This is a genomic window from Aeromicrobium sp. PE09-221, from assembly GCF_002174305.1.
Lineage (GTDB): Bacteria > Actinomycetota > Actinomycetes > Propionibacteriales > Nocardioidaceae > Aeromicrobium.
This window is the reverse complement of sequence record NZ_MIJB01000021.1, coordinates 1-16,943: the sequence shown is the minus strand read 5'-3', so window position 1 is coordinate 16,943 and position 16,943 is coordinate 1. Positions and strand designations below refer to the sequence as shown.

At 68.3% G+C, this 16,943-nt stretch carries 17 protein-coding genes; 10 read left to right on the top strand and 7 right to left on the bottom strand.

Translation table 11 applies throughout. From position 1 onward, the window contains the following. Positions 1-27 precede the first annotated feature (27 nt). Complete coding sequence (gene typA, locus BHE97_RS11370) at positions 28-1,893, bottom strand: translational GTPase TypA (RefSeq protein WP_087624161.1); 1,866 nt, start codon at positions 1,891-1,893, stop codon at positions 28-30. A gap of 78 nt (positions 1,894-1,971) precedes the next feature. Here typA and BHE97_RS11365 point away from each other — a divergent pair, with 78 nt between their 5' ends. From BHE97_RS11365 to BHE97_RS11350, 4 genes are all read left to right on the top strand, one after another. Further along, complete coding sequence (locus BHE97_RS11365) at positions 1,972-2,331, top strand: YciI family protein (protein ID WP_170931378.1); 360 nt, start codon at positions 1,972-1,974, stop codon at positions 2,329-2,331. A gap of 16 nt (positions 2,332-2,347) precedes the next feature. Then, positions 2,348-3,601, top strand: a complete 1,254-nt coding sequence (locus BHE97_RS11360; RefSeq protein ID WP_170931377.1) for a DUF6596 domain-containing protein — start codon at positions 2,348-2,350, stop codon at positions 3,599-3,601. 185 nt (positions 3,602-3,786) lie between these two features. Then, complete coding sequence (locus BHE97_RS11355; RefSeq protein ID WP_087624158.1) at positions 3,787-4,245, top strand: MarR family transcriptional regulator; 459 nt, start codon at positions 3,787-3,789, stop codon at positions 4,243-4,245. Beyond that, positions 4,238-5,785, top strand: a complete 1,548-nt coding sequence (locus BHE97_RS11350; protein WP_087624157.1) for a DHA2 family efflux MFS transporter permease subunit — start codon at positions 4,238-4,240, stop codon at positions 5,783-5,785. Before BHE97_RS11355 ends, BHE97_RS11350 begins: the two co-directional genes overlap by 8 nt. Positions 5,786-5,851: 66 nt before the next feature. Here BHE97_RS11350 and BHE97_RS11345 read toward each other — a convergent pair whose 3' ends face one another. The 3 genes from BHE97_RS11345 to BHE97_RS11335 form a co-directional block, all read right to left on the bottom strand. After that, on the bottom strand, positions 5,852-7,582 hold the full coding sequence (locus BHE97_RS11345; RefSeq protein WP_236757653.1) for a BCCT family transporter: 1,731 nt from the start codon (positions 7,580-7,582) through the stop codon (positions 5,852-5,854). Positions 7,583-7,660: 78 nt separating this feature from the next. After that, on the bottom strand, positions 7,661-8,425 hold the full coding sequence (locus tag BHE97_RS11340; protein ID WP_087624155.1) for an SDR family NAD(P)-dependent oxidoreductase: 765 nt from the start codon (positions 8,423-8,425) through the stop codon (positions 7,661-7,663). Positions 8,426-8,440: 15 nt separating this feature from the next. Further along, positions 8,441-9,319 (bottom strand): LysR family transcriptional regulator, encoded by an 879-nt coding sequence (locus BHE97_RS11335; RefSeq protein WP_087624154.1) that lies wholly within the window; start codon positions 9,317-9,319, stop codon positions 8,441-8,443. Positions 9,320-9,389: 70 nt separating this feature from the next. Here BHE97_RS11335 and BHE97_RS11330 point away from each other — a divergent pair, with 70 nt between their 5' ends. Genes BHE97_RS11330 through BHE97_RS11315 form a run of 4 tightly spaced genes read left to right on the top strand, consistent with a single transcriptional unit; the run spans position 9,390 to position 12,709 of the window. Further along, entirely contained in the window at positions 9,390-10,319 is a 930-nt protein-coding gene (locus tag BHE97_RS11330; protein WP_170931376.1) for a putative sulfate exporter family transporter, read from the top strand. A gap of 50 nt (positions 10,320-10,369) precedes the next feature. Next, complete coding sequence (gene mshA / locus BHE97_RS11325) at positions 10,370-11,620, top strand: D-inositol-3-phosphate glycosyltransferase (protein ID WP_343286117.1); 1,251 nt, start codon at positions 10,370-10,372, stop codon at positions 11,618-11,620. Continuing rightward, positions 11,617-12,114: a YbjN domain-containing protein gene (locus BHE97_RS11320; RefSeq protein ID WP_087624152.1), complete on the top strand. Its 498-nt coding sequence runs from the start codon at positions 11,617-11,619 to the stop codon at positions 12,112-12,114. Before mshA ends, BHE97_RS11320 begins: the two co-directional genes overlap by 4 nt. 19 nt (positions 12,115-12,133) lie before the next feature. Next, positions 12,134-12,709, top strand: a complete 576-nt coding sequence (locus tag BHE97_RS11315) for a DsbA family protein (RefSeq protein ID WP_170931375.1) — start codon at positions 12,134-12,136, stop codon at positions 12,707-12,709. A 6-nt stretch (positions 12,710-12,715) separates the two neighbouring features. Here BHE97_RS11315 and BHE97_RS11310 read toward each other — a convergent pair whose 3' ends face one another. Continuing rightward, positions 12,716-13,066 (bottom strand): hypothetical protein, encoded by a 351-nt coding sequence (locus BHE97_RS11310; RefSeq protein ID WP_087624150.1) that lies wholly within the window; start codon positions 13,064-13,066, stop codon positions 12,716-12,718. 388 nt (positions 13,067-13,454) lie between these two features. Between BHE97_RS11310 and BHE97_RS11305 the strand changes: the two genes are divergently transcribed. After that, on the top strand, positions 13,455-14,198 hold the full coding sequence (locus BHE97_RS11305; protein WP_087624149.1) for a phosphoglyceromutase: 744 nt from the start codon (positions 13,455-13,457) through the stop codon (positions 14,196-14,198). 101 nt (positions 14,199-14,299) lie between these two features. On the opposite strand, the gene BHE97_RS11300 is transcribed toward BHE97_RS11305, so the two are convergent. Then, entirely contained in the window at positions 14,300-14,983 is a 684-nt protein-coding gene (locus tag BHE97_RS11300; RefSeq protein WP_087624148.1) for a response regulator transcription factor, read from the bottom strand. Next, positions 14,980-16,113 carry an ATP-binding protein gene (locus BHE97_RS11295; RefSeq protein WP_087624147.1) on the bottom strand — a complete coding sequence of 378 codons (1,134 nt, stop codon included), beginning with the start codon at positions 16,111-16,113 and terminating at the stop codon, positions 14,980-14,982. Before BHE97_RS11295 ends, BHE97_RS11300 begins: the two co-directional genes overlap by 4 nt. A 134-nt stretch (positions 16,114-16,247) precedes the next feature. On the opposite strand from BHE97_RS11295, the gene phoU reads away from it, so the two are divergent. Then, complete coding sequence (phoU, locus tag BHE97_RS11290) at positions 16,248-16,898, top strand: phosphate signaling complex protein PhoU (RefSeq protein WP_087624146.1); 651 nt, start codon at positions 16,248-16,250, stop codon at positions 16,896-16,898. The last annotated feature ends 45 nt before the right edge of the window (positions 16,899-16,943 follow it).

Sequence of the window (16,943 nt, the reverse complement as noted above, 5' to 3'; positions counted from 1 at the left end):
TTCACCGACCGTGCGTTGTCTCCTGGCTCAACCCCGCTTGCGGGCGGCACGGGCGCGGTCGCCGGCGTCGAGGATGACCTTGCGGATCCGCACATGCGTCGGCGTGATCTCGACGCACTCGTCCTCGCGGCAGAATTCCAGGCTCTGCTCCAGCGACAGCTTCTTCGGCGGGATCAGCTTCTCGAAATTGTCCGAGGTCGCCGAGCGGATATTGGTCTGCTTCTTCTCCTTGGTGATGTTGACGTCCATGTCGTCATCACGGGAGTTCTCGCCGACGATCATGCCCTCGTAGACCTCTGTGCCCGGCTCCACGAACAGCGTGCCGCGCTCCTGCAGCGAGGTCATCGCGTAGGACGACGCCGCACCTGCGCGGTCGGCCACCAGCGAGCCCGACGGGCGGGTCGAGATCTCGCCGAACCACGGCTCGTAGCCCTCGAACACGTGGTTCGCGATGCCGGTGCCGCGGGTGTCGGTGAGGAACTCGGTACGGAATCCGATCAGGCCGCGCGAGGGCACGAGGAACTCCATGCGCACCCAGCCCGTGCCGTGGTTGACCATCTGCTCCATCCGGCCCTTGCGGACCGCGAGCAGCTGCGTCACGGTGCCGAGGTAGTCCTCGGGGATGTCGATCGTGAGCCGCTCGACCGGCTCGTGCAGCTTGCCGTCGATCTCGCGGGTGACGACCTGCGGCTTGCCGACGGTCAGCTCGAAGCCCTCGCGGCGCATCTGCTCGACGAGGATCGCGAGCGCCAGCTCACCACGGCCCTGCACCTCCCATGCATCGGGGCGGTCGGTGGGGAGCACGCGGATCGACACATTGCCGATGAGCTCGGCATCGAGACGGTCTTTGACCAGGCGCGCGGTGACCTTGGTGCCCTTCTCTCGGCCGGCGAGGGGGGAGGTGTTGGTGCCGATCGTCATCGAGATCGCCGGCTCGTCGACCGAGATGAGCGGCAACGCGATCGGATTCTCGGGATCGGCCAGGGTCTCGCCGATCATGATCTCGGGGATACCGGCGATCGCGACGATGTCGCCGGGGCCGGCCTTCTCGCCGGGCTTGCGCTCCAGCGCCTCGGTCACCAGCAGCTCGGTGATCTTGACCCGGTCGATCGAGCCGTCGCGCTTCATCCACGCGACCTGCTGGCCCTTCTTCAGCTCGCCGTTCTTGACGCGGACCAGCGCGAGGCGGCCGAGGAAGGGCGAGGAGTCGAGGTTGGTGACGTGGGCCTGGAGCGGCGCGCCTTCGTCATACTCCGGCGCCGGGACGTAGTCCATGATCGTCTGGAACAGCGGGATGAGGTTGTCGTTCTCGGGCAGTCCGCCGTCGGCGGGCTGCTCGGTCGAGGCCCGACCGGCCTTCGCCGAGGCGTAGACGACCGGGAAGTCGAGGGCGTCATCGGCGGCGTCCTCGGGCAGCAGGTCCATGAAGAGCTCATAGGCCTCATCGACGACCTCGCTGATGCGCGCATCGGGTCGGTCGACCTTGTTGACCACGAGGATCACCGGCATCTTGGCCGTCAGCGCCTTGCGCAGCACGAACCGAGTCTGGGGGAGCGGACCCTCCGAGGCATCGACCAGCAGCACGACCGCGTCGACCATCGACAGACCGCGTTCCACCTCGCCGCCGAAGTCGGCGTGGCCGGGGGTGTCGATGATGTTGATCGTGACGCCACCCTCGGCACCGGGACCCTCGTAGCGGACGGCGGTGTTCTTCGCGAGGATCGTGATGCCCTTCTCGCGTTCGAGATCGCCGGAGTCCATGACCCGCTCGGTCACTTCCTGGTGTTCGGCGTAGGCGCCCTGCTGCTGCAGCATCGCGTCGACGAGGGTGGTCTTGCCGTGGTCGACGTGGGCGACGATGGCGACATTGCGGAGGTCAGAGCGTATGGGCACTCAGAAATCTTATGTCGGACTGTCGAATTCTCCGACGTCGCACCGTCACAGTGGTGACTGATGAGGAAAGGAACGACCATGACCACCCACTACATGATCCTCTTGCCGGGCGGCGAGGACGCCTGGAAGCAGATGACTGCCGAGCAGCGCGAGGCGGCGTATCAGCGGCATCGCGACTTCGCGGAGCAACTCACGGCCCGCGGACACGAGATCACCGGCGGGGCCGAGCTGGAGCACTCCGAGCATGCCCGGGTCGTCCGGGCCGAGGGCGACGGCCATATCGTCACCCAGGGCCCCTACACCGAGACGACCGAGCAGCTGAGCGGGTTCTACCTCGTGGCCTCCGAGGATCTCGACGACCTCCTCGATGTGTGCCGGCTGATGGCCTATGACGGCGGTGTCGCGGAGGTTCGGCGCCTCCTCGACGAGGAGTCCTGAGCCGGCGGGGGAGGAGATGGACGAGCAGGCGGTCGAACGTGCCTGGCGCGAGCACTGGTCGAGGCTCCTGGCGCTGCTCACGGCTCGGTTCGAACGGGTCGATCTCGCGGAGGACGCCCTCGCCGAGGCGTTCGCCACCGCCGCACGCAGGTGGCCGGCAGACGGGACGCCCTCGTCTCCGGCCGCGTGGCTGCATCGCGTGGCGCAGCGGGAGGCGATCGACCGGCTGCGGAGCGAGGCGGTCGGCCATCGGGCGCTGGCGCGCGCAGCCGATCTGCTGGCCGACCGGTGCTCCGATGAGCTTCCGGAGGTCGTCGACGACGAGATGCTGCGGCTGATCTTCCTCGCCTGTCACCCGCAGGTGCCGCACCATGCCCAGGCCGCTCTCGCCCTGCGATGGGTGCTCGGGCTGCGCACCGAGCGGATCGCCGGGCTCCTCGCGGTCTCCACTCCGACGATGGCGGCCCGCCTCACCCGGGCGCGACAGCGTGCGGTCGCGGCTCCGGATGGTCTCTCCCTGCCGTGGGGCACCACACTCGATGAGCGTCTCGCGGGTGCCCTGCGGACGATCCACCTGTTCTTCACCAGTGGCTACGCCCCCGACGAGGGGGACGATGTCGTACGGCCGTCGATTTGTGCGGAGGCCGTTCGTCTCGTGGCGGTGCTCGACGACCTGCTGCCCGGACGCACGGATATCCGCGCGCTGCGGTCGCTCCTGGAACTCCAACATGCACGCCGTGCGGCACGGGTCGACGCCGCGGGAGAGCTCGTGCTCCTCGCCGACCAGGACCGCGGGCGATGGCGGCACGATGAGATTGCCACCGCGATGACCCGCCTGCTGGCGTTGGAGCCCGACACTGGTCTCGCCGAGGAGCTGCGCCTCCAGGCATTGATCGCGGGCGTCCATGCCATCGCCCCTACCGAGCAGGAGACTGATACGCGGTTACTGCTTGTGTTCTACGACCGGTTGTGCGCGCTGAGCGGCGACGATCCGGTGGTCCGCCTCAACCGCGCGGTGGTCCACGCACGCGTGCACGGGGCGCGCCGAGCGCTCGCCGAGCTGGGTGAGGTGGAGCCGCGGGACCATCGGATGCTCGGCGCCCTGGCGGAGCTCACTGCCGATGCGGGTGAGTCCGACCGTGCTCGCGAGCTTTTCGGGCGGGCCGCGGCTACGTGCGCATGCGTTCCGCTGCGCCGACACTATCGCCGCCGAGCCGGGGAGCTCGCCCCGCCTCCTAGCTTCGAGCCGCCGCCCCGCGCCGAAGACTGACGATGATGCGTAACGGTTGCCATGGCGACCCGAAGGCACTGACGTGAGAGCGAGCGCGGACGGATGGTGATGCGCAAAGGTCGCTGTAGCCGCCCGAATGCATCGTCATCCGTCCGCAGGGCAATACTCACGCAGTGGCAAAGGTCACGGTTCCGTGATAGTTGCACGAGCGTTACTATTGCTCGGTGACTGCATCGGATGCCCGCGCCGCGGCGTTCTCGGACCTCGAGACCTTCCTCAGCCGGGTGTTCATCAATGCGGAGTCGGACGCCTATGAGGTCTTCCTCGCCATGGATCTGTCCTTCTCGCAGGCCCGGACCCTGTTCACCCTGGCCCAGGCCGACGACCCCCTCCCGATCGGCGAGATCGCGCAGCTGGTCTCCCTGTCGGTCGCCTCGGCGGGCCGCAATATCGACCAGCTCGTCAAACTCGGCCTCGTCGAACGCGACGAATCCGAGCACGATCGCCGCGTCAAGCTCGTCGGGTTGACCACGAAGGGCCGTGATCTGGCGCGTGCGCATCTGGACGCGAAGCGCGGCTCCCTGCGCGCCATGCTCGATCGCCTCGAGCCAGGCCAGTGCGAACAGCTCTCCGCAGCGCTCGCTCCACTCCTCGATCTCACGAAAGACGATCTGCATGACTAACGCTCAGTCGGCACCTGAGTACCCCGACAAGATCGACGCCGCCGTCCTCAAAGTGGCCGGTGTCGTGGTGCTCGGTGCCATCATGTCCATCCTCGACATCACCGTCGTCAATGTCGCTCTGCCGACCTTCCAGACCGACTTCGGCACCGTCGACCACCCGCTGGCCTATTCCACCGTCGCGTGGACGGTCACGGCCTACACGCTCGCCCTCGCGACCGTCATCCCGCTGACCGGATGGGCGGCGGACCGCTTCGGCACCAAGCGTCTCTACATGATCGCCATCGCGCTCTTCACGATCGGCTCGGTGCTGTGCGCGATGGCGTGGAGCATCGAGGCGCTCATCGCCTTCCGCGTCGTCCAAGGCCTCGGCGGCGGCATGCTCATGCCCCTCGGCATGACGATCATGACGCGTGCCGCCGGTCCGCAGCGGATGGGCCGTCTGATGGCCATCCTCGGTGTGCCGATGCTGCTCGGCCCGATCCTGGGCCCGATCCTCGGCGGCTGGCTGATCGACGTCGCCAGCTGGCACTGGGTCTTCCTCATCAACCTGCCCATCGGCCTGATCGCCATGATCTACGCCTGGCGCGTGCTCGACGCCGACCGAGCCGAGCCGAGCGAGTCCTTCGATGTCGTCGGCATGCTGATGATGAGCCCGGGACTCGCGCTGTTCCTGTTCGGGATCTCCTCGATCCCCGAGGAGGGCACGATCGCCGCCCCGAAGGTGTGGATCACCATGCTGATCGGTGCGGCCCTGGTGATCGGTTTCGTGTTCTACTCCTTCAAGCCCCAGCACCCGCTGCTGGACCTGCGGCTGTTCGGCAATCGCAACCTGACGGTCAGCATCATCACGATGTTCCTCTTCGGGGCAGCGTTCTTCGGCGGCCTGCTGCTCGTGCCCACCTACTTTCAGCAGGTGCGGGGCGAGAGTGTGCTGATGGCCGGGCTGCTGGTGGCGCCGCAAGGCATCGGCGCGATGCTGACGATGCCCATCGCCGGCGCGCTCGCCGACCGCTTCCCGGTCGGCCGCATCGTGCCGGTCGGCCTGGTGTTGATCCTGATCGGCATGTTCGGCCTGACTCAGATCGAGGCGGACACCTCGTACACCTTTCTCATCGGGACGCTGTTCGTCATGGGCTTGGGGATGGGCGCCACGATGATGCCGATCATGACCAGCGCGCTGCGTACCCTCACGCACCACGAGGTGGCCCGCGGCTCGACGTTGCTCAACATCACCCAGCAGATCGCGAGTTCGGTGGGCGTGGCGGTCATGTCGGTGCTGCTGACCAATGGTCTCAAGAGCAGCGACCTGGCAGGGCCGGCGATCGCCTCGCAGGCCGATCCCTCGCTCGTCGACCGCATCGGTGGTCCCGCGGCCGTCGCGGAGGGGCTCTCCGATGCCGCCGAGGCCTTCGCCCACACCTACTGGGTCGCCCTCGCGATGGTGGCCGTGACGGTCGTCTCCGCGCTCTTCCTGCCCAAGAAGCGGGAGGCCAGCCGACTGCTCGATGACGAAGGGCAGCCGCCGGTCGTGGTCCACTGACCGGTGTCGACGGCGAACGCCCCGGAAAGCACAGGCTTTCCGGGGCGTTCCGCGTGAGGGCGGTGCTCAGTTCTTGGACTGGCCGCCGCTCTCGTCCGTCGCCTCGAAGTCGTAGTCGTCGAGGGCGGTCGTGACGCGCTCGTCGACCTGATCGCCGAAGTGGTCGTCGAAGTTCTCCGACAACTCGTCGACGACGTGCTCGGTGAGCGCCGGAGCCATCTGTTCGGTGAGCTCGAGCTGGAGTTCGCGCTGGCGGGCACGTAGTCCGAGCCGGCGGATCTCCCGGTATTCGTCTTTGAGCGCCTTGTACGTGGCGAAACACATGGCGATCATGATGAGGCTGAACGGCACCGCTGTCAGGATCGCACCGGTCTGAAGCGCCGTGAGGCCACCCGCGAGCAGCAGGCCGATCGCCACACCGCCTTCGATGAAGGACCACAGCACACGGCTCCACGTCGGTGGTTCGGCGTGTCCGCCATGGCTGAGCATGTCCACCACGAGGGAGCCGGAGTCCGATGATGTCACGAAGAAGATGACGATCATGACGATAGCGATACCTGCCAGTAGGTTCCCGGCCGGGAGGTTACTCAGCATTTCGAATAACGCGTTCTCCGGCGTGACACCACCGTCGCCATCGGTCAGGTCCTGGCCGTTCATCTGCTGGAAGATCGCGGTACCGCCCATGACGGTGAACCACGCCATCGTCACGAGGACCGGCACGAGCATGACGCCCGCCACGAACTCGCGGACCGTACGCCCCCGGGAGATCCGTGCGATGAAGAGGCCCACGAAGGGGGACCAGGAGATCCACCAGCCCCAATAGAATGTCGTCCACGCGGCCTGCCACTCGATCCCGGCTTCACCGGTCAGCGCGCTGGTGTTGAAGCTCAACGGGATCAGGTTGAACAGATAGTTGCCGATGTTCTGCACGAAGTCGCGCAGGAGGAACAACGTGGGTCCGAGGACGAGGACGACCAGCATGAAGGCCCCGGCCAGACCGAGGTTGATATTCGACAGCCATTTGATGCCGCGTCCGACGCCCGAGACGACCGACATCGTCGCGAGCAGGGTGATCACGATGATCAACGCCACCAGATGCCAGTCGAGTGCCTCGTCGATGACGCCGAGGTGGACGAGTCCGGCGGATATCTGCTGAACGCCGAGTCCGAGCGAGGTGGCGACACCAGCGACGGTGCCGATGATGGCGAAGACATCGATGGCGTCGCCGAGACCACCCTTGACGCGTTCGCCGAGGAGCGGTTCGAGTGCCCAGCGCAGGGAGATCGGCCGACCTTTGCGATGGATCGCGTAGGCCATCGTCAGACCGACGACCACGTAGATCGCCCAGGCGTGGAACCCCCAATGGAGGAAGACCTGGGACATGGCCGAGTTGACCAGGGAGCCTTCGGAACCTTCGACACCGGGCTTGGGGTCCACGAAGAAGGTGAGCGGCTCGGCGGCACCCCAGAACACCAGGCCGATGCCCATGCCTGCGGCGAACAGCATCGAGAACCAGGCGAAGATGCCGAACTCTGGCTCGTCATCGTCCTTGCCGAGGGTGATGTCACCGAATCTGCCGGCACCTACCCACACGGCGAAGATGACGAATCCAGCGACGAGGAGGACGTAGTACCACCCGAGGCCATTGACCACATTGCTCTGCAATGTGCCGAGGGCATCGTCCACGGTGCCGGGGAAGATCATGCTGAGCGCGACGACCAGGGCGAGGAAGCCCAAGGCCGGGTAAAAGACGCCGCGGCGCAGGGCCGCGACGCCGTCCTTTGTGGCTGTGGCCACGGTCACTCCTTGGAATGGGGGCAAAAACCGTGCCCACTGTGGCATCGGGGGCGGCCGTCCTGCAAGTCCGCCCGACCCTCAGCGGGCAGTCAGCGGACCCTTCGCGACCTTATGCGCGGCAGCCTGTGCGAGCGGTTTCACGACGAGCAGGTCGACGTTGACGTGGGGTGGTCGGGTGGCGATCCAGCTGACGGTCTCGGCGATATCCGAGGCGAGCAGGGGCTGGTCGACCCCGGCATAGACCTGGTCGGCGCGTTGCTGATCGCCCCGGAACCGGGTGAGGGAGAACTCCTCGGTGTGAACCATGCCCGGGGCGACCTCGGTCACACGGATCGGTTCGCCGTTGAGCTCGAGGCGCAGGGTCTCGGTCATGGCCGTGAGCGCGTGCTTGGCGGCCGTGTAACCGCCCCCGCCCTCGTAGACGGCGTGACCCGCGGTCGAACTGATGTTGACGATCGTGCCGGTGCCGCTCGGAGCCGCTCGCAGTGCTCCGATGAGCGAGCGCGTGACGTTGAGCGTGCCGATCACATTGATGTCGTACATCCGCTGCCAGTCCGCGGGATCGCCGTCAATGACGGTGTCCAGGCCGATGGCACCGCCGGCGTTGTTGACGAGCACCTCCACCTGAGAGCCCGAGGCCTCCGCCAGGCGCACGATGTCCTCCGGGTTCGTCACATCGCAGGTGACGGGTGTGCCCCCGATGTCGGCGGCGAGGGCCTCGATGCGCTCGGTTCGGCGAGCCGCGCAGATGACGTGGAAGCCCTCCGCTGCGAGGGCGCGGGCCGTGGCAGCGCCGATACCGCTGCTGGCACCGGTGACGACGGCGACACGTGGTGAGGTCATAGGGCCATCGTCGCATCAGGCCGGAACGGTGGCGATCCGCAGCAGGGCCTCGGCCGTCGCCGACAACCGGCGATCCCACGACCACAGCACGGTCAGAGGGCGACGCAGGTCCAGGTCGGTCTCGACCTCCACGAGCTCTCCGCGGTCGAGCTGTCCCCGCACGGCGCGCGCGGAGACCACCGCGGGGCCGATACCCGCTTGCGCCGCTCCGATGAGACTGGCCGTGGAGCCCGCTTCGAGTGCGATATTCGGTACGCGGGCCAGTGCGGAGTCGAAGGTGCCGCGGGTCCCGCTGCCGGGCTCCCGCAGCACGAGGGGTTCTGCGGCGAGCTCCTCGGCGGTGACCGGTGAGTCTCGGGAGGCCCAGGGATGACCCGGCGCGGCCACGATCGCGAGGGTGTCTGTGCCCACGCGCCGGGTGGCGAGATCCTCGGGCAGGTCGGTGGTCTCGATGAAGCCGACATCGGCCGCCCCGGCACGGACGCGTTCGGTCACCTCGGCGCTGTTGACGACGGCCAGCTGGGGCGATGCGTCGGGGCGTTGGCTGCGTAGGGCGCCGAGCCAGGAGGGCACGAGGAAGCCGGCGATCGTGAGGCTTGCCGCGATGCGCACGTCCCGGTCGTGATCGCGGCGCAGAGCCTGCAGGCCCGCGTTCATGGCAGTCACCTGCTCCATCACGGCCGCAGCCCATCCGGCCACGGCGCGCCCATCCGCGGTCAGATGCGAGCCGCGGGCGGATCGCTCTACGAGGGTGAGCCCCCACCGCGCCTCCATCGACCGCAGCCGCGCGCTCGCGGCCGGCTGGGTGATCGCGAGACGTTCGGCGGCGCGGCCGATGCTGCCCAGCTCGTCGACGGCGAGGAGCACCTCGGCGGCCTCGAGGTCGGGAGTCATAGACGCAGTTTATGAGGTGTGGGTGATCCGTGCTCTACTGCTGGCGGCTCGAAGTGCCGAGGCTGGTCCCATGCCCCTCGCCGCCCGTTCGATCCTGCCGCTCCTCGCGGTCGGGCTGGCGGCACTCGTGCTCGACGGTGGACCGGTGAGCCCGCTGGTGCTCGCCCTGGTCGCGGGGGTGGTCTGCGCCCAGCTGGCGTGGTCCACGGTCGCGGTGGAGGCGATCGGCAAGACGGTCCTGCGCATCGGTGTCATCCTCCTCGGTCTGCGCCTCAGCGTGGCGTCGGTGGTAGAGATCGGCGCCGTCGGCGTCCTCATCGTGGTGGCGACGATCGTGGCGACCTACTCGGCGACTCAGCTGGCGGGCCGGTGGCTCGGCGTCGACGAGGACCTGCGGACGTTGATCGCCGTGGGCTTCTCGATCTGCGGTGCGGCCGCGATCGCCGGAGTCCAGGATCTCGTGCGCGCCCGCCGAGAGGCGGCGGCCCAGGCAGTGGCGATGGTGACCCTCTTCGGCAGCGCGATGATCCTGCTCGTGCCCGCGGTCTCGGAACTGCTGGGTCTGAGCGATCGGCAGACGGCCGTCTGGGCTGGGGCGAGCATCCACGAGGTCGCCCAAGTGGTGGCCGCCGCTTCGGCGGCCGCACCGCTGGCCGTGGGCATCGCGGTGTCGGTCAAGCTGCTGCGCGTCTGTGCTCTCGCGCCGATGTCCCTCGTCGTGGCCCAGCAGGCCGGTGGTGTGCGCGGCATCCCTTGGTTCGTCATCGGTTTCGTCGTGGCCGTCCCGATCAGGTCGACCGGCTGGGTGCCCCAGGACCTGCTGGATATCGCGGATCTCGCCACGACGGCCCTGCTCGCTGCGGGAATGTTCGCCCTTGGGCTCGGTGTGCGGCTGAGCACGGTGGTGCGGGGCACCGCACGGTTGGCGGTGCTCTCGACTGTGAGCACGGGTGTCGCGGCCGGGGCCTCGCTGCTGCTCGTCGCCTGGCTGGTGCGGTGAGAAGGTACCGCTGGGAGTGCCCTTCAGGGGCGATGCGCGAGAATGCCTAAGTGGACATCAGCCGAATCGCCATGCTGTCGGCGCACACGTCGCCGCTCGAGCAGCCCGGCACCGGCGACGCGGGAGGGATGAATGTCTACGTCCTGGAACTCTCCCGCCGGCTGGCACAGCGCGGCGTCGCGGTAGATGTCTTCACCCGCGCCACGTCGCGGCATCTTCCTCCTGTCCTCGACGCCGAGCCCGGCATCCGCGTGCATCATGTCGCGGCCGGACCTTTCGACGGGCTGACCAAGAACGACCTCCCCGCTCAGCTGTGCTCCTTCGTCCGCGATGTGATGCGCGTCGATGTCGAGAACGGCCCGGGGTACTTCGATCTCATCCACTCCCACTACTGGCTCTCCGGACAGGTCGGCACCGTCCTGCGCGAGCGCTGGGGCGTCCCCCTCGTGCACTCGATGCACACAATGGCCAAGGTCAAGAACGCCGCACTCGCCGAGGGCGACTCTCCCGAACCGATGGGCCGGGTGTGGGGTGAAGAGGAGATCGTCCGTCACGCGGACTGGCTCGTCGCCAATACCGACGAGGAACGACGCGAGCTGCTCGAGCTCTACGGAGCGGACCCGAGTCGGGTCGATGTCGTCCATCCCGGTGTCGACCTCGACGTCTTCAGCGCCCGGGACCGCGACGCGGCCCGGGACCGGCTCGGGCTGAATCGTGAGACCCCGCTGATCGTCTTCGCCGGTCGCATCCAGCCGCTCAAGGCTCCCGATCTCGTCCTCAAGGCAGCGGCGTGCCTGCGTCAGCGCTATGACATTCCCGCCCAGGTCGCCGTCATCGGCGGGGCCTCCGGCAGCGGGTTGGAGCGTCCTACCGAGCTGCAGGACCTGGCACGTGACCTCGGGATCGCCGATGACGTCCGCTTCGTCCCGACGGTGGCCCAAGCGCGGCTCGCCGACTGGTATGCCGCGGCATCCGTGGTGTGCGTGCCCTCCTATAACGAGTCCTTCGGGCTGGTCGCGATCGAGGCGCAGGCTTGCGGGACACCGGTGGTCGCGGCCCGGGTCGGCGGCCTCACCACGGCTGTCGCCGATGGCGTGACCGGCACGCTCGTCGACGACCACGATCCGGCGCAGTACGCCGCGGCGCTCGCCCCCTATCTGACCGATGCCGGTCTGCGGAGCACGGCCGGCGCCAAGGCCGTCGCGCATGCCGAGCTGTTCAGCTGGGAGGCCACCGCCGATCGCATGATCGCGTGCTACGAGGCGGCGGTACGGCGACGCTATGCGAAGGAGGCACGATGACCGCGTCCGTGCACGAGATCATCACCGCGACCTTGGACGATGCCGGACTGACCTGGGTGCGTCACGGCGAGGACGTCTTCGAGGTCGATCTCCCCGGGGAGCGCAAGCTCACCACCACCTGCCGACTGGAGGTCGGCCGGCACGCGCTCGGGGTGCACGCCTTCGTGGCCCGGCACCCCGATGAGAACCACGAGGGGGTCTACCGGTGGCTGCTCGAGCGCAATCTCAAGCTCTTCGGGGTGGCCTTCGCCGTGGACGCGGCGGGCGACATCTATCTGGACGGGCGGATGCCGTTGCATGCCGTCACTCCCGAGGAGCTGGACCGGCTGCTCGGCTCGGTGCTCACCTATGCCGACGAGTCCTTCAACACCATCCTCGAGCTCGGTTTCGCGAGCTCGATCCGCAAGGAGTGGGCCTGGCGCGAGTCGCGGGGTGAATCGACTCGCAATCTGGAGGCCTTCCGCCATCTGCGTCCCGCCGGTGGTGACGAGTGAACGTCCAGGAGGTGGCGCGGTGAAGGCGACGGTGTTCGTCGATGTGACCGATGCGTGGTCGTACATCGGCGCGGTGCGCTTCGAGCGCGCGGCGGCGATGTACACGATCCTGACCGGCGAGCCCGTCGACATCGGGTACCGCGCCTGTTCGTTGCCCGATGGGCCGCCGGCCGTCGAGGTCGCGCCCGCCGCGCGGATCAGCGGCATCGAGTTCAATCTCGACGAGATCGTGCCGGCCGATTCGACGGATGCCTGGCGCTTGCTGACCTGGGCCGTCGAGTCCGGTGACGCCGTCCAGCGCGAGTTGCTGCATCAGCTGTGGCGTGCGCACTTCCTCGAAGGCGCGGACATCAGTGAGCACTTCGTCCTCGTCAGCCGCGCGGGGCTGGCCGGACTCGATCTGGAGACCGCCGAGGGGCTCCTCGCGAGCACCGAGTACGCCGAGGATGTCGACAAGCAACGCCGGACGGCGGAGCAGGTGGGCGTGGATCGGACGCCGTTCATCGTCGTCAACGCCTCGCGGACGATCAGCGGGGTGCACTCGCAGGACGACTACCTCCAGGCACTCCACCGGATCGCCCGCGAGGAGGAGTGAGGGTCTTCAGCGGCGCAGCAGACGAAGCGTCGAGGGTGCAGGGAACGGAAGCGGATAGTACACCTGCGGCGCGCCGACGGCGCCGCCGTCGTCCTGCTTCACCGTGATCGATCCGGGGGTCACCTCGGCGATCCGCGCACGGAGCCATCGGCCGTCCTCGAGTTCGAGCTCGTACAGTTCGGCCAGGTAGCCGATGCCGAGCTCGTCGAGGGTGGACTCGGCGGTCTCCCAGTCGACGATCGCGGTCCGCTCGCGTCCGAGCAGGTCGATGGCGACGAATCCGTCATCCTGCATCCTGATCCAGCCGAGCCGTTCACCGTCGCGCCCACGGCGATGCTCGATCCACGAGGAGTCCACGGGCCCAGCTTAGGCCGTGTCTGGCGATCCCTGACCTGCTGCGCGCCACCCGACGGGTCCCTCGGTGCGTGGGGGAACGTCGCTCGCAAGACAATCCCCCTACGCGCGAAGCGCGTGGGGGGCCCCAGCCGGTATGGCTTCGCTCCGGCGTGGGGGCACCTCCCTTTCCCCCCCTCGCTAGCGCTCGCGGGAGGTACCCCCTCCGCTCTGCGGAGTGCTCGGGGGATTGCGAGGCATCCCGTGGATGCGGCGCTCGCAACGGCCTTGGATGACCAGACACGACCTAGGGCCACAGGCTCACCGCCCGGCGGACGCGTCCGGTGGGGAGCGGAGCCGGCCCGGGGGAGACCTCGAGACGGGGATCACCACCGGACACTACGCTGGAGCCATGAGCACCCTCGTCTTGCTGCGCCACGGCCAGAGCGTCTGGAACGCCACGAACCAGTTCACCGGGTGGGTCGATGTCGACCTCACCGAGCAAGGAGTCGCGGAGGCCGAGCGTGCTCCCGCCCTGCTCGCCGAGGCGGGGATCCTCCCCGATGTCCTGCACACCTCGCTGCTGCGCCGGGCCATCCGCACCGCGCAGATCACCCTCGACGGCATCGACCGCCACTGGATCCCGGTCAAGCGCTCATGGCGGCTCAATGAGCGCCACTACGGGGCCTTGCAGGGCAAGGACAAGAAGGCGACGCTGGAGGAGTTCGGCGAGGAGCAGTTCATGCTCTGGCGCCGGTCCTATGCCACGCCCCCGCCGCCCCTCGACGATGACTCGGAGTACAGCCAGGCGGGCGACCCGCGCTACGCGGACCTGCCGCCGGAGCTGCTGCCGCGCACCGAGGCCCTCGCGCAGGTCATCGACCGCATGTTGCCCTACTGGTACGACCAGATCGTCCCGGATCTGCGGGCGGGCAAGGTCGTGCTCGTCACCGCCCACGGCAACTCGCTGCGCGGTCTGGTCAAGCACCTGGACGATCTGAGCGAGGAGGCGGTCGTGGGGCTCAACATCCCCACCGGCATCCCGCTCGTCTACGACCTCGACGAGGACCTGCGTCCCACGCAGCCCGGCGGACGCTACCTCGACCCCGAGGCGGCTGCCGAGGCGATCGCCGCGGTCGCCAACCAGGGTCGCTGAGTCCCGGGCGGCGGGTTGTCCCGCACTCTCACGCCGCCGGTGCGGGGTAACTCACCGCTCCTCGCGCGGATGCCGAGTGACTTGCCACCGCCGCAGGCGGCTCAGCTGCCGTACTTGTAGCCGAGCCCGCGCACCGTGGTGAGCAGCACCGGGCGGGCGGGATCGTCCTCGATCTTGGCGCGCAGGCGCTTGACGTGGACGTCGAGGGTCTTGGTGTCGCCGACATAGTCCGCACCCCACACCCGGTCGATGAGCTGGCCGCGGGTGAGCACTCGCCCGGGATTGCGCAGGAAGTACTCGAGCAGCTCGAATTCCTTGAGCGGGAAGCGCACCTCCTCGCCTCCTACCGTGACCGTGTGCCGGTCGACATCCATGCGCACAGCGCCCACCTGCAGCGTCGACTCGTCGGCGGCCTCCTGCACCGGGACACCCCGCCGCAGCACTGCTCGGATGCGTGCGAGGAGCTCGCGCGGCGAGTAGGGCTTGGTGACATAGTCGTCGGCCCCGAGCTCGAGGCCGACGACCTTGTCGACCTCGGTGTCCTTCGCGCTGACCATGATGATCGGGACGGTCGAGGACTGCCGGATATGCCGGCACACCTCCGTGCCCGACATGCCGGGCAGCATGAGGTCGAGCAGGACGATGTCGGCGCCGCCGCGATCGAAGAGGTCCACGGCGTCCGGGCCGGTCTCGGCCACGACCACCTCGAAGCCCTCCTTGCGCAGCACGTAGGAGAGGGCCTCGCTGTAGGAGGCTTCATCCTCGACGATCAGGACCTTGGTCACATGTGCTCCTCTTCGAGTCCCGGTGCCGGCAGCACCAGGGTGAACGACGAGCCGACTCCCGGCTCGCTCCAGACTTCCACGGTGCCGCCGTTGCTGGCGGCGACATGCTTGACGATCGACAGACCGAGCCCCGTGCCCCCGGTCGCGCGAGCACGCGCCGGATCGACTCGGTAGAACCGTTCGAATATCCGCTCGAGTTCGTCATCGGGGATGCCGATGCCGCTGTCCGACACGGTGATCCGCACGTCCTCCTCGTCCCGCTCCGCGCTGATCGCCACCCGGCCGCCGGGATCGCTGTAGGTCACCGCGTTCTCGACCAGATTGCTGACCGCAGAGTGCAGCTGTGCGCGGTCCCCGTAGACCACGAGCTCGGGTCGTGAGCTCATCGTGATCTCGATCTCGCGACGGTCGGCGGCAGTGGCCGAGTGCTCGACCGCCTCGGCGATGAGCTCGTCGACCGTGACGACCGCCGTGTCATCGCTCGCGGTGTCGTTCTGGAGGCGGGAGAGATCGATGATCTGCTGGACGAGGCGCGTGAGGCGGTCGCTCTCGGCCCGCATGCGCGCGGCGAAGCGCGCGACGGCCTCGGGATCGTCGGCGGCCTCGCCGACCGCCTCGGCGAGCAGGTTGATCGCCCCGATCGGCGTCTTGAGCTCGTGACTGACATTGGCGACGAAGTCGCGGCGGATGGTCTCGACCTGCCACTCGCGGGTGCGGTCCTGGATGAGGACGAGCCGCAGCGAGCTCGTCAGCGGCGCGACGCGCGCGTGGACATTGAGCGGTGCCTGTCGACGGCGACGGATCAGCAGATCGGCTTCACGGACATGGCCGTCGCGCTGCACGTCGCGGGCGAGCTCGACCAGTTCGGAGGGTCGCAGCTCGTCACCGGCGACCACGCCCAGGGCGATCGCCGGGGCCGAGGCCTGGACGACGGCACCGGAGCTGTCCAGCAGCACGGCCGAGGAGGACAACACCGCGAGCACGTCCTCGACACCGCGGGGGACGAGCGGCTCTTCGGAGGGCGGCAGCGCCTGCTGTCGGGACTCGCTGAATCGCCAGACCCACGTCAGCGCGGCTCCGAGGATGACCCCGAGCATTCCGACGATGACATAGCTGGCGCTGGCTTCCACACCGACGATCGTAGGCCTGCCGTTCACCTAGTGTCCCCGCCGTGGCTGGCATAGAGGCAGGGTTTCGGTTGTCGTTCATGCGGCGTTCACCACTCGTCGCCGAATGTTCACCCGCGCGGCGTACGGTCGGTTCCATGCGTGACCAGTACTACGAGCAGCTCGACCGGATCGTCGAGGACCTCGTCTCCCTCACCACCACCGTGCGCCGAGCTGTCGCCGAGTCGACGACGGCGCTCCTCGATGCCGATACGACCATCGCGGAGCGCGTCATCGACGGAGGCCGCGATGTCGACGAGCTCATCGACGAGGTCGAGGAACGCGCCTTCGTGGTGCTCGCCACGCAGCAGCCGGTGGCCTCGGATCTCCGACAGGTGGTCGCCGCACTGCGGATGCTGGCCGATCTGCAGCGGATGAACGCCCTGGCGGTGCATGTCAGCAAGGTCGCGCGGCGGCGGATGCCGGAATCGGCCGTGCCTCTCGCCGTGCAGCCTACGATCCGGTCGATGGCCTCGGTGGCCGATTCCATGATCGACCAGGCCTCGCGGATCGTCGCGAACCGCGATGTCAACGCCGCGGCCCGACTCGAGCTCGAGGACGACACGATGGACCGGTTGCGCACCGAGCTGTTCCGCATCGTGCTCGATGATTCCTGGGACCACGGACTCGAGCCCGCGATCGATCTCGCACTGCTCGGCCGTTACTACGAGCGCTTGGGCGACCACGCCGTCAACATGGCCCGCCGCGTGGTCTTCCTGGTCACCGGGGAGCTGCCTGTCGGCGGCTGAGACCCGCGCTGGTCGCGCTGGTCCACCGATGAGAACGGGCCGCCC

Coding starts and splice junctions, on each gene's coding strand:
- BHE97_RS11340 (WP_087624155.1), bottom strand. CDS start 8,425: ATGACCTCACCACGTGTCGCCGTCGTCACCGGTGCCAGCAGCGGTATC.
- BHE97_RS11335 (WP_087624154.1), bottom strand. CDS start 9,319: ATGACTCCCGACCTCGAGGCCGCCGAGGTGCTCCTCGCCGTCGACGAG.
- BHE97_RS11360 (WP_170931377.1), top strand. CDS start 2,348: ATGGACGAGCAGGCGGTCGAACGTGCCTGGCGCGAGCACTGGTCGAGG.
- BHE97_RS11305 (WP_087624149.1), top strand. CDS start 13,455: ATGAGCACCCTCGTCTTGCTGCGCCACGGCCAGAGCGTCTGGAACGCC.
- BHE97_RS11350 (WP_087624157.1), top strand. CDS start 4,238: ATGACTAACGCTCAGTCGGCACCTGAGTACCCCGACAAGATCGACGCC.
- BHE97_RS11320 (WP_087624152.1), top strand. CDS start 11,617: ATGACCGCGTCCGTGCACGAGATCATCACCGCGACCTTGGACGATGCC.
- BHE97_RS11330 (WP_170931376.1), top strand. CDS start 9,390: ATGCCCCTCGCCGCCCGTTCGATCCTGCCGCTCCTCGCGGTCGGGCTG.
- phoU (WP_087624146.1), top strand. CDS start 16,248: ATGCGTGACCAGTACTACGAGCAGCTCGACCGGATCGTCGAGGACCTC.
- BHE97_RS11365 (WP_170931378.1), top strand. CDS start 1,972: ATGACCACCCACTACATGATCCTCTTGCCGGGCGGCGAGGACGCCTGG.